At 48.8% G+C, this 23538-nt stretch carries 18 protein-coding genes; 3 read left to right on the forward strand and 15 right to left on the reverse strand.

Going from position 1 to position 23538, the window contains the following annotated elements; translation table 11 throughout:
* Positions 1–66: 66 nt before the first annotated feature.
* From GILYN3_RS08865 to GILYN3_RS16720, 6 genes are all read right to left on the reverse strand, one after another.
* Entirely contained in the window at positions 67–1563 is a 1497-nt protein-coding gene (locus tag GILYN3_RS08865) for a methyl-accepting chemotaxis protein (RefSeq protein ID WP_049722654.1), read from the reverse strand.
* A gap of 18 nt (positions 1564–1581) precedes the next feature.
* Positions 1582–2142 (reverse strand): SCO family protein, encoded by a 561-nt coding sequence (locus tag GILYN3_RS08870; protein ID WP_049722655.1) that lies wholly within the window; start codon positions 2140–2142, stop codon positions 1582–1584.
* A gap of 405 nt (positions 2143–2547) precedes the next feature.
* Positions 2548–5388 carry a Kelch repeat-containing protein gene (locus GILYN3_RS16505; protein ID WP_084005306.1) on the reverse strand — a complete coding sequence of 947 codons (2841 nt, stop codon included), beginning with the start codon at positions 5386–5388 and terminating at the stop codon, positions 2548–2550.
* 119 nt (positions 5389–5507) lie between these two features.
* Positions 5508–6881, reverse strand: coding sequence for a DNA repair protein RadA (gene radA / locus GILYN3_RS08880; protein WP_049722656.1), 1374 nt, complete (start codon positions 6879–6881; stop codon positions 5508–5510).
* A 40-nt stretch (positions 6882–6921) separates the two neighbouring features.
* Positions 6922–8073: a helix-turn-helix domain-containing protein gene (locus GILYN3_RS08885; RefSeq protein ID WP_232305552.1), complete on the reverse strand. Its 1152-nt coding sequence runs from the start codon at positions 8071–8073 to the stop codon at positions 6922–6924.
* A 207-nt stretch (positions 8074–8280) separates the two neighbouring features.
* Positions 8281–8460, reverse strand: a complete 180-nt coding sequence (locus GILYN3_RS16720) for a hypothetical protein (RefSeq protein ID WP_198147334.1) — start codon at positions 8458–8460, stop codon at positions 8281–8283.
* Between GILYN3_RS16720 and GILYN3_RS08890 the strand changes: the two genes are divergently transcribed.
* Both GILYN3_RS08890 and GILYN3_RS08895 read left to right on the forward strand, forming a co-directional pair.
* Positions 8459–9067 carry a family 16 glycosylhydrolase gene (locus GILYN3_RS08890; RefSeq protein WP_198147335.1) on the forward strand — a complete coding sequence of 203 codons (609 nt, stop codon included), beginning with the start codon at positions 8459–8461 and terminating at the stop codon, positions 9065–9067. The genes GILYN3_RS16720 and GILYN3_RS08890 overlap by 2 nt on opposite strands.
* Positions 9068–9177: 110 nt before the next feature.
* A complete protein-coding gene (locus GILYN3_RS08895) occupies positions 9178–10746 on the forward strand; it encodes a cellulase family glycosylhydrolase (protein ID WP_049722659.1) in 1569 nt (522 codons plus the stop codon).
* A gap of 105 nt (positions 10747–10851) precedes the next feature.
* Here GILYN3_RS08895 and GILYN3_RS08900 read toward each other — a convergent pair whose 3' ends face one another.
* The 9 genes from GILYN3_RS08900 to GILYN3_RS16725 form a co-directional block, all read right to left on the reverse strand.
* Positions 10852–12327: a sensor histidine kinase gene (locus tag GILYN3_RS08900; RefSeq protein ID WP_049722660.1), complete on the reverse strand. Its 1476-nt coding sequence runs from the start codon at positions 12325–12327 to the stop codon at positions 10852–10854.
* On the reverse strand, positions 12324–13097 hold the full coding sequence (locus tag GILYN3_RS08905; RefSeq protein WP_084005308.1) for a response regulator transcription factor: 774 nt from the start codon (positions 13095–13097) through the stop codon (positions 12324–12326). Before GILYN3_RS08905 ends, GILYN3_RS08900 begins: the two co-directional genes overlap by 4 nt.
* 129 nt (positions 13098–13226) lie before the next feature.
* Positions 13227–14015, reverse strand: coding sequence for a spondin domain-containing protein (locus tag GILYN3_RS08910; RefSeq protein ID WP_049722661.1), 789 nt, complete (start codon positions 14013–14015; stop codon positions 13227–13229).
* A 10-nt stretch (positions 14016–14025) separates the two neighbouring features.
* The gene (locus GILYN3_RS08915; protein ID WP_049722662.1) at positions 14026–14727 is read right to left on the reverse strand and encodes a spondin domain-containing protein; all 702 of its coding nucleotides are present in this window, start codon (positions 14725–14727) and stop codon (positions 14026–14028) included.
* Positions 14728–15051: 324 nt separating this feature from the next.
* Positions 15052–15681: a hypothetical protein gene (locus tag GILYN3_RS08920; protein ID WP_049722663.1), complete on the reverse strand. Its 630-nt coding sequence runs from the start codon at positions 15679–15681 to the stop codon at positions 15052–15054.
* 250 nt (positions 15682–15931) lie between these two features.
* A complete protein-coding gene (locus GILYN3_RS08925) occupies positions 15932–16693 on the reverse strand; it encodes an ABC transporter ATP-binding protein (RefSeq protein ID WP_049722664.1) in 762 nt (253 codons plus the stop codon).
* Positions 16686–17927 (reverse strand): ABC transporter permease, encoded by a 1242-nt coding sequence (locus tag GILYN3_RS08930; protein WP_049722665.1) that lies wholly within the window; start codon positions 17925–17927, stop codon positions 16686–16688. The genes GILYN3_RS08925 and GILYN3_RS08930 overlap by 8 nt, the downstream gene beginning before the upstream one ends.
* Positions 17914–19122: an efflux RND transporter periplasmic adaptor subunit gene (locus tag GILYN3_RS08935; protein WP_049722666.1), complete on the reverse strand. Its 1209-nt coding sequence runs from the start codon at positions 19120–19122 to the stop codon at positions 17914–17916. Before GILYN3_RS08935 ends, GILYN3_RS08930 begins: the two co-directional genes overlap by 14 nt.
* A 245-nt stretch (positions 19123–19367) precedes the next feature.
* Positions 19368–20996: a polysaccharide lyase family 7 protein gene (locus tag GILYN3_RS16725; RefSeq protein ID WP_198147336.1), complete on the reverse strand. Its 1629-nt coding sequence runs from the start codon at positions 20994–20996 to the stop codon at positions 19368–19370.
* An 850-nt stretch (positions 20997–21846) separates the two neighbouring features.
* On the opposite strand from GILYN3_RS16725, the gene GILYN3_RS08945 reads away from it, so the two are divergent.
* Positions 21847–23280, forward strand: coding sequence for a polysaccharide lyase family 7 protein (locus GILYN3_RS08945; RefSeq protein WP_049722667.1), 1434 nt, complete (start codon positions 21847–21849; stop codon positions 23278–23280).
* Positions 23281–23538 lie beyond the last annotated feature (258 nt).

Here is a 23538-nt window from a genome sequence, read left to right on the forward strand (position 1 = left end):
GATCATCAGCAATATTGGGCGATCAATAATATTGACCACCCTAAGAAACACGAGCCCAGCGTGAGCCTACGTTTGAAACTCGGCAATCGCAAGACGATTTTGCGATGTCATCTCACGTAAATCAGCAGCACCACGAACCAACTCTTGTGACAGCAAGGATAATTGTCGTCCCTCTTTATTAATTGAGCCACTGTTGACGCCGATCTGCTCCATCATGCAGCGTTGATTCTCAATGGCTTGCGCGATGGATTTTGACATTTGACTGACTCTTTGTGACTCTTCGGCAATAACATCCAGCTTATCGCCGACAGCTAGCACTTGCGCGCTACTGCGAGTCAATTCTTCTTGCCGTTGCGCCATAGACTCAACCGTTGTTAAAACACTGTAATTCAGCCGCTCAATCAGTGCACTAATTTCACTGGCAGAGCTTTTTGAGCGGGCGGCCAAAGTTCTCACCTCATCGGCAACAACCGCAAAACCACGCCCCGATTCTCCAGCTCGAGCTGCTTCAATCGCCGCATTCAGTGCCAGTAAATTTGTTTGCTCAGAAATCGCCGTAATACTATCAACAATAGTACTCACCGCTTTGGTATCATCATTCACTTGATTGAGAGAGTCAGACACTTCACTCATTTCTGATTCGAGCCCACGTATAGACGAAACTATATCGCACATACTCGTGCTGGCACCGGCAACCTCAGTCTCTAACTGCTCCGTAAGCCGAGCCGACTGTGTGCTGTTATCTTCTACTTCTGCAATACTACCCAGCATCTGCTCAGTAGACTCTGCAATACGTGTTGTTTGATCATATTGCAACGTGGTAATGCGCCCGATATTTTCACTGATGCCATCCAGTATTCCGCTGACGTTATCTAACGATGTCGCCCGCTCGCGAAACCCTACAAATATTTCATTTAAGGTTTTAACTAATTGGTTTACAGCTTTTTCGGCCTCGGTATCGTCTGTAGGGGTCGCCACACGCAAATTACGATCGTTGGCGACCTCTTGCACAATACTGACAACGGCTAAATCCGTTTGCGTGCGATTGTGTAACAAGCGGGCCAAGATCGATAAAATGATAGCTTCCGATGCGGCAAATGCCGCGTGTAATATTGTAATCCCCCAAGAACACTCCACCGCAAAAGCGATCAAGGGTACGCCTGCGAAGTCTGCACCTGTCATTTGCAATGCGGTAAAACTGATATGGTGTACAGCTACCGTCAAGAGTGCCGCTATTATCGGGCGCCAGTCTTCATAAATTAGAAACACCGCCATCATGGCAAAAATATGGAAGTGCATCTCAATCATGCCCATCTGTGATTGAATCAGCAGTCCAGAGAAACTCATCATCAAAATGGCAAAAGCGATCGATAATATCCAGTGACCTCGCAATAAGACATAACATCCAATACTTGCGCCGCCAAGCACCACAGCTCCAATCACACTGAACCAAAACAAGCCGGCACCCAGCATTCCCGAAAGCAAGAGAATCGGCACTTGAATCAGCAGTATAATTAGAACTGACTGATCATTTTTTGCCTGAGGACTATTCTCGCTGTTCATGACAACCTCTTTGATATATTAGACATTCAACTTACTCAACCTACTTTTAACGGTATCGACACTTAAGGACTGATTACCAAACACTGTGATCAACTTACCCGCGGGACTCAAGACATAAACGTTTGCCGAATGAAGGGATATATCGCCTTGTCGATCATTTAACTCAAACCTTAAGCGCGACAGTGCTTTATCATCCATAGCCCCTGCAGATATGCCCAGTGAAGCCACCAATTCTTTGCGCCGCTCTAGAGTGTCTCGATTAGGGTCAAGAGTAATAAACAATAGTGTTAATTCTTGGCTGGGGATGCTTCTGGAGATTGTCACCAACTCACCTAATCGAGCGGGACACACAGAATCGCAAGACAAATAACCGACAAACAGCATCACCAAAGGTGATTTTACAGAGGATAATTCGACCAACTCGCCATCGGTATTAGTCCATGAAAACGGACTCACGGTAAGTGAATTTGTGCTATGAACCCCGGGCGAAAAAATATGACTTGCCCACAAGCCAAAGGGCAATGCTGAAACTGCCAGCGTTAACACCAACAAATGACGCAACTTTATGTTGTTTACCATGCCACCCACACAAACACCCAAATGCCCATCAATACGGCTATATACCTATTATGGATCTATTTGAGAAAAGAACGTTGAACTCTCGCCACCAACCATTAAGTCTATATGACCATAACGAGAAAGCCCCGCAGACCTCATTTTAATAAAGATTATAGCGGCTGGTGCATAGAAAAGATGAGCGACTTTGCGTGGCAATTAACAAAAACACTATGAATATATGGCTGGACATATCCCGATAAGATTTATTCGTGAGCTTAAGGTACTCCAAGCTCATAACACTTGGGAGCCCCAAAATAGTTATATTTGTGCCTATCGCGGTTGACGGCGTTCCAGCTTGAATTCAAAAAAACCCAGTTGCGATAACGCAACTGGGTTTTTTAGGGGCTTAAAACTCGTATTTTCTGTTTATGGCATATCTGGTACTTGTTTAATCATAAGAACCCAATCACGGCCATCACTCACCGGCGGCAGGCCTAACTCAACCCAGTCTGAGCCTTGCACAAGCTTAACGGAGCCACCTTGCAGTCCACCGCCATGCTGTGGATCAAACCAATGCAACTCATAACGATGCTCATTGGGCAATTTTAAAATACCGGTTCTACCCTCGGGTAAATAAAGGCTGTAAAGCTTATCAGCTTGGGCAAAACAATAAGTGTCTTGGCGGTCGATAACACTGTCATTACAGGGGGCCATTTCCCAATAGGGTAAATAAGCCTGAAAAAACTCCCGCGCATAGCGTGTTTGCATCCATAAGTTGTGACGCGAACGAAAGTCCTCTACACCAAGATCATTAGACGGGAAGTGTGCACCAAAATACCACTCGACGCCGGCTCCGCCACCCAACAAATGTCCCCATAGCGCATGTCGTCTTAGGCTATTATGATTGCCCGCGTGCGAGTCAGGCATAGCACCGGTGTGCCACTCACCAATCTCATCCATCGTAATCGCCCAAGGTGCTTGAGCAGTTTCAGACAGCGCCCGCCACTTACGTGTCTCACTATTCACAGTGGTGCGATCAGCCACTTGAAACGACAAACCTTGCAGTTCGGTCAAGCCTAACAGAGGCCCAACAATATCGTCTTTGTCTTTGGCTCCTGAGTGTGTGTGTAAAAATACCGGATGCTGATAAGGGTCGTGCGTATTAAAAAATTGTGCCATCGCGCGACGCTGGGCATCCGTTTGCCCTTTAGGGCTCCAGTGAATAGGGCCGTTCTCTTCACCTAAATTCCACACTAAGCCTGGGTGATGCCCAAAGCGGGCAATAAGCTCACTGTAGTACAGCGAGCGATGCAAGCCCGTATCTCCACCGTCGAGCAATAATTCGTTTTCGGTTTCTTGTGTAACTATGTGCAGCAACAAGCCTTTAGCCTGCATGTGTTCAAACAGTATATTCCACTGCTCTAATTTACTGACATCAAAACGGGTAAACTCATCTGGCTGGATATATGGCCAGACATCTTTGCCATCACCGATAAGATTTAACGTTAAAAAGTAAGCAGCGTTGACGCCCTCAGACGCTAAATAATTCATTGCTCCAATAATTGCTTTACCTTTGCCCTCGCCCCACGTCGGGTCACCTGGGCGCCAATCAGCCTGGTGCGAACGGTAACTGTGAATTGCCTTATCGGGGGCAGCCTCACCACTTCGCGCTTTATTATTTAAGCGGTAAGTATTATCAAAATCAGTGTACGCCAACAGGTTTTCTGGACTGTTAGTGCCGCCTTTTAACCAGCGCTGGCCCGATTGCTTAAAGGTAAAGTAACCACCCTGGGTTTGCAGTAACCCGGCATTGGCGGCGCGAAAGTCAGGTGCCTTTTTGTTGGAGGCAAGTACCGTAAAAGTACCTTTATTGGGGCTGATGGCAACGCTATCACCCAGCTCAGGGTCTCGCTCAATCGCAATGTTTTTACCCTGCTTTAGACTTGCCGTGTAATGCCAATCACCGGCACTCTCGGGGCTAAACCGCACCTGCCATACATTGCCCTTAGTGGCCCCCGTGTTAGCTGCATTGCCATCTGCGGCATAAAAACCGCGCACTAGATGGCGTGTATTGCCCGAGCGAAACTCAACCAACAAACGATAATCGGTAAAGGGATTAAGCGCCGCACCTTCTTCCGTCTCTGGGCCGTTAAAGCTCAAAGCTAAACTATGGTGCTGCATCGGTTGACTGGCAGAGTTAGGCTCTGGGTTTATTTTTTTACCAAACGCCGCGTCTGAAGCTGGAAGTTTTAACCGCTCGATACTGTTCAGCTCTGGCTCACCGCCGCGCTGACCACAACCGGAGGCAAGGTAAGCGTAATCATCAATGATCACCAAGGCGGAACCATGTCGACCTTGATTTAAACTCGGCCAAGTGCTCCAAGTTTTATCGTTCGTATTAAACGCTTCGACATTAGCGTGCGCCGGCACTTGAGTATCGCTTTCGCCACCACCGACTATTAGCTTATCCCCCCAGGCCATCGCCATAGAGCCTGAGCGCCCGGTGGGCAATGCCATACTGGCGTCAGTAGCCAGCCACTGGCCAGTCTCGAAATCAAAAATATCACCAAATAATTGTGACGGGCCAAAGTTATTACCTAACGCATGGTTAGATTGACGGCCGCCAAATGCGTAAAGCTTGTGGCCGATAACAGCCGCCGAGAAATGATCGCGTTTATGAGGCGCATCGGGTAATACTCGCCATTGGCCAGTACTGGGGTCGTACTCATCCAGCCAGTTAACCGTGCCATTCATATGACCATTTTTAATACCGCCAACGATATAGATTTTTTGCTTATAAACCACGACGCCTGCACCACCACGCTGTCTCGCGGCAGGAATATCATGCAAAGTTTCAAAGCGGTCTTCTGCCGGCACGTAGGCCATAACCTTGGTTAACGGCGTTTCATTGGGCCAACCACCGGTCATGGCACCAATCAAGTAAATTTTTTCTCCCAGCACCACCGCTTGAAAATGGTGTAGCTCAATAGGGGGCTTGGCTTTTTCTTCCCAGCGGTTAGTGGCTGGATCATAAACATCGGTAGGATTAATACGTCGCCCACCCAATAAATAAAGCTTACCTTCAAAGGCCACGGCCGCCGCTTCATGGCGGGCAGTCGGTGTGCCTTGGGCGTCCAACACCTTCCAGGTGTTAGTCGGCTCGCCTGCGGCAAACACACCTGCCGACAACAAGAGCGATGCGCTCAAAAGCAGTAAAGGTTTAGCAAATTTGCACAGAGAATTTAGATAAAAACAAAAATATTTCATAAGTATCATTCTATTATTAATCATTATTTAAACGTGAGTCGGTGCTCAAGCACCGCTTAGCATGACGCGAGAGAAAATGTAGATACAGTCAATATTAGTAAAGATCGAGCAGGACAACACTAATCAATCGCCTCCAACGCTTCCGTCAAATTATTCACCGCCACCACCTCAAATCCCGGAATGCTTTTTTGCGGTGCATTACCTGCAGGAACAATGGCCCGCTTAAAGCCGTGTTTTGATGCCTCGCGCAAGCGCTCTTGCCCACTCGGTACGGGGCGAATTTCGCCGGCCAACCCCACCTCGCCAAACACCATTAAGTCTCGCGGCAGCGGGCGATCACGAAAGCTGGACACAACCGCCAACAATAACGCTAGATCGGCGCTAGTTTCGGCAACACGCACGCCACCCACTACGTTTACAAATACATCTTGATCACCCACCATAATGCCGCCGTGACGGTGTAGTACCGCCAGCAACATAGACAAGCGGTTTTGATCTAAACCTACCGCGACGCGCCGTGGATTACCTAGATGGCTGTCATCAACTAAAGCTTGTATCTCGACCAGCAATGGCCGAGTACCTTCCCACATAACCATCACCACCGAGCCGGATGAAACATCCTCGCCGCGCTGTAAAAATATTGCCGATGGATTGCTGACCTCTTTCATGCCTTGCTCCGTCATGGCAAAAACACCTAGCTCGTTAACCGCACCAAAACGGTTTTTACTGCCGCGTAACGTTCTAAAGCGTGAGTCGTGAGAGCCCTCCAATAAAATCGAGCAATCGATCATGTGCTCTAACACTTTAGGGCCGGCCAGCGAACCGTCTTTAGTCACATGGCCCACCAAAATCACCACGGTGCCGGTTTGTTTGGCAAAGCGAGTCAAAAAAGCCGCCGCTTCACGCACTTGCGAGACCGAGCCCGGGGCTGATTGAATATCACTTAAGTGCACCACCTGGATAGAATCCACCACCATCACCTTGGGGCGAACTTTTTCAGCGCTCATACAAATAAGCTCGACACTGGTCTCACTGAGCATTTGCAGTTTATCGGTAGGCAGCCCCAAACGTTTCGCGCGCATAGCAACTTGCTGTAATGACTCTTCGCCGGTTACATAAAGTGCTGGCACAGACTCTGCCAACTTGCAGAGTGTTTGCAATAACAACGTGCTTTTGCCCGCTCCTGGGTGCCCACCAATTAAAACCACTGAGCCCGGCACTAAGCCGCCACCCAATACTCGATCAAACTCACCGGTACCACTGGGTAAACGCGGCAAATCTTCTAAACTAATCTGCGCTAGAGTTTGTACTTGCGCCTGAGTGCTGCCCGAGTAACCCGAGAACTCTGCACCTCTGGCCCCACCTTTGGGTGCCGGGCCAAGTTTCATTTCCACCACAGAGTTCCAGGTACCACACTCGCTGCATTGACCTTGCCATTTGCCAAAATCGGCGCCACATTCGTTGCACACAAATGCTACTTTACTTTTTGCCACAGTAACTCCGTCATCTTGATCGGGTGAATCACACTGTATTTTACAGGCGCTGCTCTTTACGATATTGCGAAGGCGTTTTTCCCACCTGCTTTTTAAAAATAGCGTTAAAAGTCGATTTACTGGTAAACCCAGACTCCGCTAACACTTGTAACATCGTCCAGCTTTGCTTATCTGAATCCAATAACAATTGTTTTGCCTGCTCGACCCGGTAACTATTAATAAACTCAAAAAAGTTTTTACCAAAATGTTGATTTAAAATACGCGATAACGTGCGCTCTGGCAGCGATAACCGCTTAGCTAATGTGTCCAGTGAGATATCAGCCAATAAATAAGGTTGCTGGACGCGCATATACTCGTCAACTCGGGCAACCTGCTCAGGTTTATAAGGTTCGGGCTCACCGCTGGCGGGCTCGGCGCCTAAACCGCCAAATAAGTGGGTATAGCGTATGCTAATAAAAACCAGCGCGTTGACAAAAATAAAGGCGATATAGTGACTGGCAATACCCAGTATATTAGACAAGCTCTCACCGATACGCTGCCCCAATAGGTGTACCATCAGCTGCCAGGCGGCAATCAGCATAAACCCTAACACCATCCACATTAACCAACGCCGCTCACTGACCTCGACATTAGCGTAACGCTCTAACAGCTGACGTCGATAACGCCACAAAAGCCATAGGCTTGCGCCCCCGTAAACCAGCACACTTAAGTGCCATACGGTCACGAGCCGAGTCATTAACGGCGTCCACATAAACCCCAAGTCGGACATCGCCGCCACTTTAGCCGCCGAGGGCAGACTGTAGTAATGAACATACAACAGCGCTCCCGCCACTAACGCGGGCAATAGATGCCAAGCGTAGCGCTTGCGCAGGGGTAATTGTTTATACAACACGCTGGCAACAAACCCATACAGTAATGGCCCTTGCAACCAATAACTAAAGCTGCCTAAAAACAGTAAGTCTGGGTGCCAATCCAGCACCACATGGCGCAGGGTATGGCTCCAAATAAATAGAGAATCCAACTCTTGTACGGCAATCACAAGCAATGTTGCCGCCAACAAACAAGCGCTCAGATCGCCTTTGCGACGGGTTGCCACTAACAACCCCGCCAGCAGCAGAAACTGTGCCGCCGCCAGCACCAGCACTAAATCATGGATGTTAAATAACAGGGAGTCGTGAGTTAGCGTATTCAAGCTGAGCTCTCTTTTAATCATTATTATCAGTTTGCGGTCAAATTATACCTAGGTCACGCCCATTAAGGCGTCCGACTTATGACCACATCAAACTCGGACATACCGATTATACGTTTTATCGGCAATTTGGACGCTTTAAGCCAGCGCTAACGTTACGGTTGGTCACGGACGGTAGTGCGCGCAAGCTAGCCTGCACCACACGTGCCGTTAGACTAAGACAAATAATAACGAGAGGTCAAAAAGATGATACAGAGTATTTATCGCAATATCGCTATCGCCGGCATCGCCCTGCTGGCACAATTTTAGCTGGGGGTTTAACAGCAGTATTTGGCAGGCCCGCAGTGGCAGTAACGGCAGCCCGTTTGGCTGCACTTTTGAGCCAAGCATGATCAACCCCAGCTCTCATGGCATTACTCTAGGCGTTACCCCGGGCCAATGTGCCGAGCTGCGTACGCAACAATTGCTCAGTTACGGCGATATCCAAAGCCGCCTAAAGACCGGCAATACCCCTGGCACAGTATCATCAATTTTCACCTATACCTCGTGGTATGACGTCCCGGGACGCGCCTGGCAGGAGATAGACATTGAATTTTTACCGAGCCTTGGCAATGTAGTCCACACTAACGTTATCTATCAGCCCCAAGGCGGTACCTATCAGAGCTGGGAGCAAGACATCGATCTCGGCCAATACGGTTTAAATATCACACAGGATTTAGTCACCATAGGCTTTGATTGGTCGAGTTGGAAAATTGAGTGGTATTTAGATGACGCTTGGGGCAATCGCCAGGTGATTCGTACCCTGTATAAAGATAATGGCGACGGCTATGTGGCCAACAACGAGATCCCACAGTACGCCTGGCCTAAAGACCCAACCCGCCTTATGCTCAACCATTGGCATGGCGATAACTCGGCCTCGGCCATGTACTTTCCTCAAGAGTATTACTGGGGCAATGCCTGGGCGTATTACGATTATTTTGAATACACTCCCCAATAGAATGGGTTTAAAAAACCAGACATAACGATAAACTGACCGTCGTAACCACCACAGCGAACTAAGTGTACTGTGGTGCGTTACCTCGATACATTCTAATAACAGGCCAAATTATGAATTCTTGGAGCAATCTCTTTTTACGCGCAGGCCTAATCGCCAGCATTAGCACTTTAGTCGCCTGCGGCAGTAGCGGTGGCACCCAAACTGCCCCTCCTTCGACCTCATCCAGCGCCAGCAGTAGCAGCTCGAGCAGTGTGCTATCTAGCGTTGTATCAAGCAGTGTTAGCTCAAGCGCATCATCGTCCAGCTCCAGCAATAGCTCTGGATGCGCACAAGACGTAGCGACGCTGATAGGCACAAATACTAGCCGTATTGAAGCTGAAGATTACAGCCTTTGCGACGAGCAAACCAAAACCACCGAGAGCGGTGACAGTCTTTCTGCGGGACTCGCTATTAGCGACACCGGCGCCAGCTTAAGTTATCTGGTGGACATACAAACCTCTGGGTTATATACCATTAGCTATCAGGTACGAGCGAGTGCCAATGGCAGTGTTTGGTCATTAACAACCGACAACCGGCCATTAACCGACAGCACCCTTGAGCTAGCCGCAAGCGATGCCCCTATGTGGCAAGAGATAAGCACTACCGCTCTTTACTTGAGCGACGGCCCACAAACGTTAACCCTAAATTTTGCTCAAGCGGATACCGCGCTAGATTATTTAGAGCTGCGCTACGCCGAACCCACTCAGTACACACCCCACGAGGCGGTGGCTCAAATGGGTATCGGTATCAACCTTGGCAACACTTTGGACGCCTACCCCAATGAGGGCGACTGGGCTCCAGTGGCGCAAGAGGCACACTTAGTCGCTTTTGCAGACGCGGGCTTTAATCATGTGCGCATTCCCGCCACCTGGGATAATCACACAGCCACTAGCGCGCCTTACGCAGTAAATGCCTCGCGCATGGATCGCACCGAGCAGGTAGTAGATTGGGCGTTGGCCCAAGGCTACCACGTGGTTTTAAACGCTCACCATGAAATTTGGTTAAAACAAGATTACGCCAATGCCGCTAAGCGGGCGCGCTTTGATGCTATTTGGAAACAAATTGCCGAGCGCTTTAAAAACAAATCGGCGCGCTTGTCGTTTGAAATTCTAAACGAACCTAACGGTATGACTGCGGCACAAAGCAACGACTTAAATCCACGAATATTGAATATTATTCGGGTAAGCAATCCAAATCGATTGGTTGTAATTGCCGGCAGCGGCTTTACACCGATAAATACTCTGGCTGACATTGAACTGCCTAACGACAGTCAGTTAATTGCCAATTTTCACTCCTACGATCCTTGGCCCTTTGCCGGTCAGTGTGTGCGTGGCTGGAGCACCAGCGCCGACAAGGCCGAACTGGAAAAAGTTTATCAAACTGCACGAGATTGGGCCCAAACTAACGGTGTTCCAGTTACCGTTAACGAGTTTGGCGCAGCACACTATGACCACCAAAACCCAGAAAACATCTGTGCCGAAGCCGACCGTTTAGCTTATTTACGCGAGCACGTAAACTTAGCTACAGAGTATGGCATTGCCGCTACAGTTTGGGATGATAACGGTTCGTTCGGTGTATACGATCGGGAGCAAGAAAGCTGGGGGCCAGAGAAAGACATTCTGGTCGCGCCAAACCCTTAGTGATTATAGCCACCATAAAAACTGGACGATGACGTCCGGTTTTTATGGTGCTATCACAACCTTAAAAATTTTATACATAGCAGCAAGCTACATATAAACTCAAAATTAACCCACCTTAGCCTGTGGCAGCTCGAAAGAAAAACACGTACCCGCCCCCTCTTCAGAGGTCACGGATATCTGGCAGTGGTGTAAATCCAATATGCGCTTAACAATAGCCAGCCCTAGACCGGTACCTTCGCCCTGTGCAAACCGCGGCCCTTTAGCCTGATAATAACGTTCAAAAATACGTGGCAGCTTTTCTTTGGCAACGCCTACCCCGGTATCCGCCACATCGACGGCAACACCATTATCACCGGCTGCTAATGATACGGTAATACTGCCGCCATCTGGCGTGTAGCACAAAGCGTTGTCGATCAGGTTTTCGAACACGCGCTCCATTAAACCGATATCAGCCGTTACAGCATAGGCGCGCTGCGCCAGATCAGTGTTAACGGATATATTGCGCTGACTGGCTTTTAATTCAAACTTTTGCAACACATCTTGCAACAGCTCGGCCAAAAAGAAAGTTTCACAACTAAGTTCAGTGCGTCCGGTGTCTAACTTACTTAACTCAAACAACTCCTGAACTAATTTAGTTAAGCGGCGACAATGGGTGTAAGCAATCGTCAAATACCTAGATCGCTCAGTATCGTTAAGTTTGTCACCACTAATGGATAATGTTTCTAAATAGCCTTGCATCGAAGCTAACGGGGTACGTAAATCGTGTGACACATTCGATACCAATTCGCGGCGCAGTCGATCTGTTTGCTCCAAGCGCTGCAATTGATCGTGTATTTTTTCACGCATACGGTGAAAGGTATCCTGTAAGTAAGCGATCTCATCACCCGTACTGACACCAGCTTGCGCCACATTCAAATCAGTCTCCTGAAAATTTTGCATATCTCGCGCAAGACGCCGCAGTGGGCGAGTCATTGCCGCAAAAATTAATACTGCCGTCAATAAAGCAAAAAAGACAATGGCGACTAACCCACCTAAACTTAAACGCAACACATAACTTTCGGTTAATGAATCACGCAGAGATTGATATAACTTACCCCCTAACACCACATATAAATAACCCACTTGTTGGCCGGCATCTTCGACGGGCCAAGCCGAAAAAACTTTGTCGGCACGACCGGTACGCGGATCGGTGCCAACAATCGGCAATGGCCGCTGATCGCTAAGCCATGCTTTAATGGGCTCTACATCGATCTGACGCAAAGCCAAATCGGATTCAGAAAACGCATGATCCAAAATGTTTCCGGAGGTGTCCGTTAAATACACTTCGACAATTGGATTCACCACCATCACCAGCGCTGCCAATTCTTGCATGGCTGTGTGGTTAACAACACCGTCTGAAATTAAAGGCGCACGATTGACAATATACATCCCCAAACTACGATTTAAATTTTGGGTCATCTCTTGGTAGTAACGATTACTGCTCCAATACACTAGCGCTAAATAAGCAATCCCAATACTTGCAAAGAGTACAATCAACACCAGTGACATGCGCGCATATAGCGTAGTAAACCAACGGTTCATGACGTCACCTCAATGCACGGCTCGCCGCAAAACTTATACCCCACGCCCCACACCGTTTTTAAATATTTAGGTTCAGCGGGGTTATCCTCGATTTTGCCACGCAACCGATTAATATGACTGTTTACTGTATGTTCGTAACCATCGTGACCATAGCCCCACACTGCATCCAGCAATTCGGAGCGGCGAAACACCCGGCCGGGATGCGAAACAAAATACCAAATAAGTTCAAACTCGCGCGCGGTTAACTCGACCGACTCACCATTAACACTGACGCTGCGCTGCGCTTGATCGATATGCAAACCGCCCACGCTTACCGTTTGCGCAGGGGAGTCATCTATTACCGCATTATGCTCGGCGCGGCGCAACAATGCTTTTATTCGAGCTTTTAATTCCAGTGTACTAAAGGGTTTAGTCAAGTAATCATCGGCCCCTAACTCTAAACCCAAAACACGATCGAGTTCGGTTGAGCGTGAGGTTAAAATTAAAACGGGAGTAACGACACCTTGGCTGCGCAATTCGCGGCAAATATCTAAACCGTCAATACCCGGCAATGATAGGTCTAGTACGATGGCGTGCCAAACTTGAGATAATGCCAATTGTAATGCCTCATCGCCGCGGTAAGAAACCGTCACGTCGGCATCTAGCTCGGATAGATGCATGCGAACCAGCTCGGCCAAATCCTGCTCATCTTCCACCACCAAAAATCGTTTCTTCTCACGGTTTTGCGGCGATTTAGTATTAACATAAGCTAGGTGAATAGAGTCTGCCATAGATAATTCTCAGTGCATCATTAAAATATTTTTTGAGCGATAGAATTAAGATGCACCAAGCCGGCAATTGTTACAACTGTTATCGCGACAGTGACAACAGTTGTAACAATCGCCGGGAAGTACGACTTACTACTGCATCCGAGTGATATCGACACGCATGACTGGATTGTCAAAGCGTTGCGCCTCACTCAAGGCAGAGCCCATTAAGCCATCATCGTAAGATATCACACCACTGTGGAGTCTTAATTCATCGACAATGTCATCCCGCACAGCATTAAACCCTTCCTGTAGACCACCAGCTGCGGCCGGCCCAATGATGGTATCTGCGCTTTCGCTATTCAGCTCTGTCCCTGTATCGTAGCTTAAAGTGGTCCAGCTTGCGCTTTCATCCACTTGTAGTTGCGCTAAATCGGTTGCATCCAACATCGTGATGCCATCGTTAGTATTGGCCAACATAGAGACTAAACCTAAGTACATATCGGCTGGCACTTCTGCGCCGGGGTCAACCTCCAACATCACAGTCGTGCTGGCACCTGGTAGCAGTGGGCCACCTTCGGCAGACGTACTCATGTAGACATGCTCATCCACCATTGCCGCTTGCAACCATTGGCTGTTATCACCACTTTCGGCCAACACCTCTAAGGCAACGCTTGCTGGCTCACCGATTTGCGGCATTTGATATTCGCCGTTAAAAATCATTGCAGCCAAAGGTGACAGTGGCTGGCCACGGGTAATATTGGTCACCTTTACCGCGTAGATAAACGGCTCAAACACGGGCTCCGGTTCAGGGGTAGGGGTAGGTACAGGCTCAGGGGTAGGCGTCACAACCATGGTATCGTTGTGATCATCGTCACTACCACAAGCGGTCAGCGTCAAAGACAGAACGCATAAACTCGCCAATATATAGTGCTTGTTCATAGCGCTCTCCTTACTTAACAGTGATGGTGACGCGAGCAACAGGGTTTAACCACCGATGGCGAGTCGCATCGATATCACTTGCACCCGCTACGCTATCAGTATCGCCCAGTACGCCACGATGGATATGTACAAAGCCTTCAGCATCCCCAGGCATACCTGTACCATTAGTCCCTAGTAGTGGATCGAGCGGTGGTGGTACCGGCATACCCGCCTCGCCTGGCGCGCCGCTGCCGCGCAACTCATTGTTGGCTTCAGTACCGGCATCGTATCCTTTAAGCATATATCGGTAAGTACCGGGCTCAGTAGGCAGTAACATTGAATCTAAGCCGACAAAACCATCGTTGGTCGGCAACAACATGGCAACAATAGATAAATGATCATTGGTGGGGGCAGCGTCGTTGTTAAACATAGCCGTGGTGGTAGCACCTGCAACCAATAATCCACCGGCTGGATTTTCTACGATCATGCCACCGGCGTCGCTAATCTCAGCCGCTAAAGGCGTAATATTGCCTCCTTCGGCCATGGTTTGCAGTGCTAAGGTAGCCGGCTCGCCAACACTAAATAAATCGCTATCAGTAGAGTGAGCGGCCACCAACAGTGGGGTAAACAAGGTACTACGAGTAAGGTTTTGAACCTCAATTGTGTAGTCAGCGGCATTTGCGCCAACGGTGGCTAGCATCATTAGGCTTGCCAGTGCAGATAATTTTTTCATCCTGTGCTCCCTATTCGACATGGTTACGGTTACGACACAAGTGTGCCGATAACCCATTGTCACGAGAGCGAGGCCGAGAGTCCTCACAGAAGTATCACGGACTGATAACGTTTTATAAAACGTATCTTTAGGTGGAATTAAGCCTCAAGGCCAACAGTAGGATTTTACCCAACAAACAACCGCATCCGCTGACGGGTCATAAAAAGAAAAACCCGTCAGCCGATAGCACTCAAACTACCACCAACAAACCTAGTGATTGATACACACATCCACTCACGGCATAAAAAATGGCGTTAAATGCACTTGAAGATGTAACCCGCTCGACTAAGGAACCTCTATTAACGCTGGAGCTCTAGCCCATAAGGTTCCGTGGCGGGTCAGAACCATTGATATTTCCAGCGTAGCGCCTCTCACCTCTTGCTTATCCGGCATATCAAACTGAATACGATAACGGCGCCAAGGTGAGACCCCCATAACTTCTACTACGGGTTCACTTTTAGAGAATAAAGTAGAGCTTCCCATCATCCCCGGGGTGCCGGCCCTTAAGCCTTTAATCATGATTGATATAGTTGGCGGCTCCAATGCTTGTTCTGAGTCATCGGTAAACTCGCCTTTTATATCAATTGAGAACTCGAGTGTTTTACCTAACAAGGGCGCTATATCTGCTTTTTTAAACTGTTGATTTACCTTTCCCCAAGGCTCTTCGCCAACCCTAGTTAACGCTAAAACAGCATCATCGACACTAACCGTGTAAGACGTATTATTCGCGTGCTGCAACAGCCCCCAATCAATCACCTTGTCATTGCCATCAATGACAAACGTTGGGTTTTTGATATAACCAGGCTCTGGCGCCACATAAGGTTCACTAACTTTAGGGGCAGGCTCGGTGTTATCTTCACAGCCGACTAGCATAAACCAAAGACTCAGAAACCCGACTTGCTTTAGATACTTCATTACTACATCCTTTGAATGCGCCACTATTAAAATTTAAACAACTTTAATATCGAGAAATGTGTTAGCGTAAATTTGTCTATATATTTAAAATTTCTCTAACAGGTCAATTTAGCTAGCATACTACCTAATATTCAACAATATCTCCTCCCCCCCTCCAAAAAAAACAAATCTCTTCCTACAAACATACTCGACAAAAACAAACTTATGGTGCTAGCTCCTATCGATCTTTAGCACCTTTTTATGCGGCAACTTACGGCGTCACAGTAAATACGCTAGGCAAGTCTGCCGATGGGCCATCGTAAACAATGCGGCCATCGGTCAACCGAATGGTTCTGGGGCAACGCGCACTAAGGCGTGGATCGTGCGTCACAATCACAATGGCGCACTGATGCTCAACATTAAAGCGTTCAAACAAGGCAAACACTTCATCGGCTGTTTGTGTGTCTAAGTTACCGGTTGGCTCATCGGCCAAGACTAAAGCTGGACGGGTTACTAACGCCCGAGCAATAGCCACCCGCTGTTGTTGCCCGCCCGATAAACGGCTGGTGGACTGAGCGATGTAGTTAGATAACCCCACCTCATTTAATAAGTGCTCGGCGTATTCGATTTGCTCTTTAGAGGGCTTGCCAAAGCGCAACATTAACGGCATAAGCACGTTATCGAGCACACTAAAGGCGCTAATTAAATGATGAAACTGAAACACAAAGCCAATAGATTCGCTACGCAACTGGGTTCGCTGTTGTTCGCTCATACCCTGAATTAAATGACCTTGTATACGCAGTTCACCTGATGTCGACACATCCAATAACCCCATCATATTAAGTAAAGTACTTTTACCCGAGCCCGAGGTGCCCACTAAAGCCACAAGCTCGCTGGGACATACCCGCAAGCTAACATCGTGTAAAACATGATTTTGCAGTGGCGTATCGGCATTAAAAATTTTGTTGAGCTTATCCAGCTGCAAAACAGCCTGCCCTGTAATTTGGCTGACGGTTAACTGCGAGTTAGACATAACGGATTGCCACTGCAGGATCGTATTGTGCGGCACGGCGCGCCGGCACCGCTGCGGCAATAACACCAGCTGCGGTTGAAATCATAATGGCCGACAACAGCATTGAAGGCTCTAGCCGGATAACAAATAAAAGCTCACTCATCGTGTTAAATAGCTGTACCAAACTGTAACCCACCAATACTCCAAGCGCAGATCCGGCCAAACCCAACAACCCACCTTGCAGTAAAAACACTCGCAAAATTTGCTGCTGTGAACCACCCATCGCCCGTAATATTCCTACCTCACGGGTGCGCTGTACAACACTCACCGCCAGTACGCTGGCAATGCCAAAAATAACCGATAACGCCACAAACACTCGAATCATTTGCGTCGTCATGCTTTGCGAGCTAAGGGCATTAAGCAACTGACTGTTGGTTTCCATCCAGCTTTGTACGTGTAAACCCGTTAATTTTTTAAAGCGCTGAGCCCAATGTTCCGCATCAAAAATATCGGCGATTTTAAGCTCAAGCATAGTGATACCGCCGGGTAAGTTAAGGAGCGTTTGCGCTTGTTTTAAGTCGGTATATACATAGCGACTATCGAGCTCGCGCACCCCCAACTCAAAAACCCCCACAACTTTACTCACCGCCTGCCGATCATCGCCGGCATCCAAGCGGAGTTTATCGCCGACGCGTAAGCCTAAGTCCTCGGCCAGTTGACTGCCGATCATGACATCACTAGCGCCAACACTAAAACGTCCAGCCCGCAAGTAGTCTTGTAACTTAATAATGCCGTCGTAGCGATTAGGGTCGATTCCCATCAGTGCAATGGAGGCCCGCGCTGTGCCATTTTGTGCAAAAGCTGGTCCAGTGATCAGTGGTGAAACCGTGGTTAAGACCCCGTATTGATCTAGCGCATCGCGCACTTCTTGCCAGTTATTAATAGTCTGTAAGCGCTGGGCACGCGGGCTTTCTAACACCCAAAGGTATTGCCCGTGGGGCGCTGCCGATAAAATATTATGCTGCCGAGTCGCTTCGATCCGAATGTGCGCTTGGGTGCCTAAAGTTTTGTCGATGGTGTTATTTTGCAATCCCATAATAAGCGCGGTAATAAACACAATAACCGCAGCACCTACCGAAATTGCCACGCTTATTAAAAAGGTTTGCAGGGGATTATCGGCTAAAAAACGCAGCGCAATTCGCCACTCGATCCAGAGCGATCGACCCAGTTGACCTAAGGGCTTAGCGAATAACATAAGGCGGTTGCTCCAGTCGCACACGCACACGCTGCCCCTTATTAAGGCCCTCGGTTTGCAGCACGATATCTCCTTGTGCCAAACCCGTTGTTATCTCGCTGTGGGTCATATTGCGCAACCCCAACTGCACCTCTACCGGTTTAACCGTACCGTTGCTCCAGTGCAACACCTGCGGCTTACCGCTGGCGTTAACCTGCAAGTAATCATTGGGCAGCACTAGAGTGCGCTCCCGATCAGCGACCATAATATTGGCGGATACGGTCATGCCATTAAGTAACTTGCTGCGCTGGTCGGCGGCATCACCCAATACGCTGATATGAATATCAATAGTGCCCCGCCCGCTATCGACGACCGGGGCGATAAAACTGACAACACCCGGTACGGTTTGCTCGGGCCAAGCATCGGCAATGAGTTGTACTTGTTGCTGCAGCTGTAACGGCGCAAAGTTTTTTTCATCCAGAGCCACGACTACCTCTAGGCCATCGCCAGGGGTACCGTAGCGATCAAGGCCATCACTACGGGCAATTTCTAACAGCACTTTGCCCGGCTGCACCAGATCACCCGGCTCAACGTTGCGAGTTTGTACTCGCCCGGTAAAGGGAGCATAGATGCGAGTTTTGGCCAGCTCCGCCTCGGCGCTAGCGACACGTTGCTGCAGTAACTGCTCTTCTGTGCTGCCTGCGGCCAATGCCTCGGCCGATAGTTGCGCCCGTGTTAAAGCAGTTTGTGTATTTAGTTTTAACCGCTGAGCTTGCTCAACTTGCTCGGCGGCGATCAACCCCTCGGCGGCCAGCGCTTCACGGCGGCTTGCCTCGCGATTGGCTTGACTTAGATTATCTTGGGCCTCGGCCAGTGCCGCTTGGGCTTGAGGGCGGCTAACCTTGTGCAACTGCTGTAATTGGGTTTTGGCCTGATCTAGGCGCGACTGTAACTCACTTGGATTTAACTCGATCAGTAAATCGCCTGAGTTAACCCAGTCACCCTCGATAACATGGCGTGCGATTACTGTGCCGGTGATTTCACTGCCGATATGGGCAAGCGATTGATAGCGCACCTCGCCACTGGCGACCACTCGCAACTCAAGCGGCATAAGCTCTACCGCTAAGCCCGACACTACCGGGCCGCGCCACTTTTGTATGCCTACCACTAAGGCAGTACACAACACCGCGATAATAACCCCAACAATAATGCGCATGGCAACCTCGTGGCAGCAGCTTTATAGACTAACAGCAATGAGCGGCCGCATGTTTTAGATGGCTCGGGCGATGCTCGTACCTATGAACTTTAGTATACCGCTATAAAGCAACTTGGGTAAGAATCAACAAGTGATTGACAAGACTGGGGCCAGCGCCACTGCTAGACCAAACCGTTTTAAATAAAAAAGGCCCACTCATAAATATGAATGGGCCTTTTGACAATCGCTGAGTGCGCTAGACTAACTTATCGCTCTACTCGCTGGTAGGTAACGTTCGTCATAGTCACGGTGGACTGAGCGATCCCGAGATCTTCAAAACACTGCTCAAACGAATCTGAGTCTCCCGGTTGTCCGCAATTATCGTTGGTACTGGTATCTTGCGACTGCAGATAGTTACCAAACTTAAAGTACGACGCCGAATCATCCTCTACCGGAATACCAAACGAGTTGCCCATAGCGTAAACATGAACATCGCCGTAGTCATTGATAACTTTTAAGTTAAAGGTATCGCCGCTTTGAATGGTGCCCAGCGCGTATTTCTCTTCATTGCCACTGGTGTTGCGCAGGCGCACATAAACATCAAAGACACCGTTTCCGGCAACGCTATCATTAAAGCCTGACTCCGACGAATCGGACACATACAGCTTCATAATCGTGCCGGTATCACTAGCATGGTGCTGAGCGACAATGGTTTTTCCGCCATCGGACATATCCACTTTAATATCGGCCTGAAACAGCTCGTAGGTGTCAGTCATGGCGATACGAAGACCCGATTTGATTTTGTACTCATGACGCCAGCCATTACCGTTGGGAGTTGTTACCCGAGCTTGCAGTGGTACAAATCTAAGAGTGCTGCTGTTAACCAACGGATGCGGACTGCTGCCCTCCAAATCAAACAAACTACCATTGGTGATGGTACTAGGGATATTGGAACCAGAGCCGTTACTGCTTGAGCTTGAGCTGCTTGAACTAGAGCTTGAGCTACTGGAGCTACCAGAACCGCCATTACCGCAACCGTAGACATCGACCTCAAGTAAGCTGTTCCAGCTGTTTGAGGTGTTGCCGTAACCGGTGATTTTTACGTAGCGAGCCGCGACACTGGCAATTGGCGAAGACTCAAGATTTGAGCTTCCTTGAGATGTGGTGCTATACAGTACAGTACTCCACTGACTACCGTTACTTGAAACGGCAACATCAAAGGTTTGAGTGCGCTGATCACCCTTAAACCAAGCTGTTTTTAGCTCAGTGATGGTGCTGGTACCGCCTAAATCTAGAGTAATAGATTTGCCATTACCGCTAGAAGACCAACGGCTCGATAAATTGCCATCAATGGCGTTGCCGGGGCCGTTACCGTCGTGGCTGCCATCATCGCTAGCGCTGGAGATATTTAAGTTGCCGGGGTTGTTACAACCTTGCGAACTACTTGATGATGACGAAGACGAGCCGCCCAAAGCGACAATCGAGAAATCATCAAAGCGGCCCGTGCCACCGTTGTATTTTGCAAACAACTCGGCCGAGGTATTAGAGCCAGAATTAAAATCCACCTGCACTTTTTTCCAGCTTCCACTGTTAGAGTCGACATCAAAAACCGCGCCGTTGATATTCACACCGACCGTGCCTTTATCTAACACATAGGCGGTCAGCCGGTAATTGGTGTTGGCACTTAAAGAAATTTGCTGATCTACCCGACCACTGCTACCGGTTATTTTGGCTGATTTGCTACCGGAGTAAGCATCGCTCGATATCGCTGACGGGTCGTCATCATTCCAGCCCGTAAAGCTGTTTTCAAAACCGGGATTATTAATGCTAACGGCACTGGCTGATGCCGCCGTCATACTTAAAAATAGTATTGAGCTTTTAGAAAAAAATTTCATAGTTGTTCTCCGATGAAAGCTCCATCAGCTAAAGCACGTACTACTAATCAAGCGAGCCGCTTAATCATCGTGAATCGGTAAGCTGAATCGAAGCTGTCCGTATCAATGTTGCATGAGTTTGATTTATCCATTTTTCAAATCACATCCACGTGCACTTAAATCTGAACGGTGCGTCTAAGCGCAGTGGATAACGAACGATAAGAGAGCTGTATGAACACAAGAAATACCTATCAACTCTCACCGCCAACCGAGTTTGATTAACTGTGAGCACCTGCGTATTTAGCATCTTATTGTTCGCATGGCGTTACCAAAGACCTCAGACGAAACACCAAGCTGACTCAGCATGGGGCCGCCACTCTGGCACATTGTTTAACAAGCTAACGTTAAGTGCCTGCGCACCGCCGCTTGCCAAACAAGGCACAGACATTACCGCATTGAGAACCAATATGTATACCTATTATTCTGCCAATTATTACGACCACACACACAAAACAGAATAATATGTAACATTTGGCAGCTATATCTACATACCATTCAAAATTTGGCAAACAGGGAAGCAATCTCAGCCATCCGACGACACTATCGAAAACACTCAATTCATCGACTAATAGCTTCAACTTGGCGTAGCCATGCACGAAAACCACTCACGTTAAAGTCGGCATACAATACAGCCCCGCCAATTGGTCTAACTATTGATTGACAATTAGGCCGGCAAACGTAAACTCAACTGACCATAAAAGCTTCTCGCCAAGCGAGGGCTCAAAAATAACAGTTACCTCACATACCAGTACTGCAGCCATAAAAGAGCAGAGCACTGACGACCTGGACCTACCCTTTTAGGAGCAAACCTATGCCCCGCATCACCCCTCTTACCCTAATACTGCCTTTGGCTGTCGCAATATGTACCGGCTGCGGCGGGTCATCGGGCTCCTCCCCCACTCCTACTGTCGCCAGCTCATCTTCAAGCTCATCGGTTGCAAGCAGCAATACATGCACCGACACTGCGGCCCTGATCATTGACGCCGCCAGTGACGACGGCAGCCATGACGGTCACGGCCCCAGCAACGCTATTGATGCCAGCCTTGACAGTGAATCACGCTGGTCTTCTCTGGGAGATGGCAAGATATTACTGTTAGATTTGGGGGTCACCGCGAGCATTGCCGAGATTAAAACAGCCTGGCTCAATGCTGATACACGCACCTCGCTTTATGAGATTGAAGCCTCTACCGACAACAGTAATTGGAGCACCTTAGTTGCCAATGGCCAAGCTCAGAGCTCTGATGTCTTTGTAACAGATTCCTTTACCCGGATAGCCGCGCGGTATGTGCGGATTATCGGTCACGGCAACTCAGAAAATCTCTGGAACAGCTTAATAGAAGTAGAGGTACACGGCTGTGGCGGACTGGACACCCCAACCATCAAGCCAAGTGGAGCACCACCTATAGCCGAGCTAGACTCAAGCCTACCCCCCTCTGGCAACTTCGATTTATCACGCTGGTATGTGAGCGTACCGACCGACGATGACAAGGACGGACGAGCCGACAGCATTAAAGAAAGCACTTTGGATAACGGCTACCAACTACCAGAGTATTTCTTTACCGCTGCCGACGGCGGCATGGTGTTCCGAGTCTTCCCGTCAGGATTCAAAACCTCGACCAACACCAGCTACACCCGCGTTGAGCTACGGGAGATGCTGCGCGCCGGCAACACCAATATTAAGACCCAAGGGGTTAATGCCAACAACTGGGTATTTGGCAGCGCACCAGCCGCTGAACGTGCGGCCGCCGGCGGTGTAGACGGCAATATGCGAGCGACCTTGGCGGTGAACCGAGTATCCACCACCGGAGAAACCTACCAAATCGGCCGGGTAATTGTCGGGCAGATCCACGCCAACGATGACGAGCCGATTCGTCTTTACTACCGCAAACTACCAGGCAACAGCAAAGGTTCTATTTATTTTGCCCACGAGATAAAAGGGGGCGATGACACCTGGCATGAAATGATCGGCAGTCGCAGCGACAGCGCATCAAACCCAACCGACGGCATTGCGCTGAATGAGAAGTTTAGCTACGAGATAGACGTGCAAGGTCACACCCTAACCGTGTTTATTTATCGCGAGGGCAAACCTACCGTCAGCAAAACCGTTGATATGAGCAGCAGCGGTTATGACGAGGGCGGTCAGTACATGTACTTTAAAGCCGGCGCGTACAACCAAAACAACAGTGGCGGCGATGATGACTATACCCAGGTAACCTTCTACGCTCTGGAGCACTCGCACAATTAACCCAAATTTAAACACGGGCAGAGCGTCTTTGCTCCGCCCGAGTTCAATAAAACTGTACACCAAAGAACGTGCAACCTATAAACCTCAGCATTTTATAGTAATAGCCGTCATCACTTGGCCACCCTGTCGCAGTCGAAATAAAAAAGCACCAAGCAATCGAGCCTGACGATCATAAAACCCCAAAACAGACTAGTATCATAGATGACTCACAATCTCATTTGGTCAACCAATTTTGACACGCAGGCGGGCGAAGAGCCT

It is taken from the genome of Gilvimarinus polysaccharolyticus, from assembly GCF_001187555.1.
GTDB lineage: Bacteria > Pseudomonadota > Gammaproteobacteria > Pseudomonadales > Cellvibrionaceae > Gilvimarinus > Gilvimarinus polysaccharolyticus.

Coding starts and splice junctions, on each gene's coding strand:
- GILYN3_RS08870 (WP_049722655.1), bottom strand. CDS start 2,142: ATGGTAAACAACATAAAGTTGCGTCATTTGTTGGTGTTAACGCTGGCA.
- GILYN3_RS08900 (WP_049722660.1), bottom strand. CDS start 12,327: ATGAACCGTTGGTTTACTACGCTATATGCGCGCATGTCACTGGTGTTG.
- GILYN3_RS08920 (WP_049722663.1), bottom strand. CDS start 15,681: ATGAAGTATCTAAAGCAAGTCGGGTTTCTGAGTCTTTGGTTTATGCTA.
- GILYN3_RS16720 (WP_198147334.1), bottom strand. CDS start 8,460: ATGCTTGGCTCAAAAGTGCAGCCAAACGGGCTGCCGTTACTGCCACTG.
- GILYN3_RS16725 (WP_198147336.1), bottom strand. CDS start 20,996: ATGAAATTTTTTTCTAAAAGCTCAATACTATTTTTAAGTATGACGGCG.
- GILYN3_RS08930 (WP_049722665.1), bottom strand. CDS start 17,927: ATGTTATTCGCTAAGCCCTTAGGTCAACTGGGTCGATCGCTCTGGATC.
- GILYN3_RS16505 (WP_084005306.1), bottom strand. CDS start 5,388: ATGAAATATTTTTGTTTTTATCTAAATTCTCTGTGCAAATTTGCTAAA.
- GILYN3_RS08945 (WP_049722667.1), top strand. CDS start 21,847: ATGCCCCGCATCACCCCTCTTACCCTAATACTGCCTTTGGCTGTCGCA.
- GILYN3_RS08935 (WP_049722666.1), bottom strand. CDS start 19,122: ATGCGCATTATTGTTGGGGTTATTATCGCGGTGTTGTGTACTGCCTTA.
- GILYN3_RS08895 (WP_049722659.1), top strand. CDS start 9,178: ATGAATTCTTGGAGCAATCTCTTTTTACGCGCAGGCCTAATCGCCAGC.
- GILYN3_RS08915 (WP_049722662.1), bottom strand. CDS start 14,727: ATGAAAAAATTATCTGCACTGGCAAGCCTAATGATGCTAGCCACCGTT.
- GILYN3_RS08910 (WP_049722661.1), bottom strand. CDS start 14,015: ATGAACAAGCACTATATATTGGCGAGTTTATGCGTTCTGTCTTTGACG.
- GILYN3_RS08925 (WP_049722664.1), bottom strand. CDS start 16,693: ATGTCTAACTCGCAGTTAACCGTCAGCCAAATTACAGGGCAGGCTGTT.
- GILYN3_RS08865 (WP_049722654.1), bottom strand. CDS start 1,563: ATGAACAGCGAGAATAGTCCTCAGGCAAAAAATGATCAGTCAGTTCTA.
- GILYN3_RS08905 (WP_084005308.1), bottom strand. CDS start 13,097: ATGGCAGACTCTATTCACCTAGCTTATGTTAATACTAAATCGCCGCAA.
- GILYN3_RS08890 (WP_198147335.1), top strand. CDS start 8,459: ATGATCAACCCCAGCTCTCATGGCATTACTCTAGGCGTTACCCCGGGC.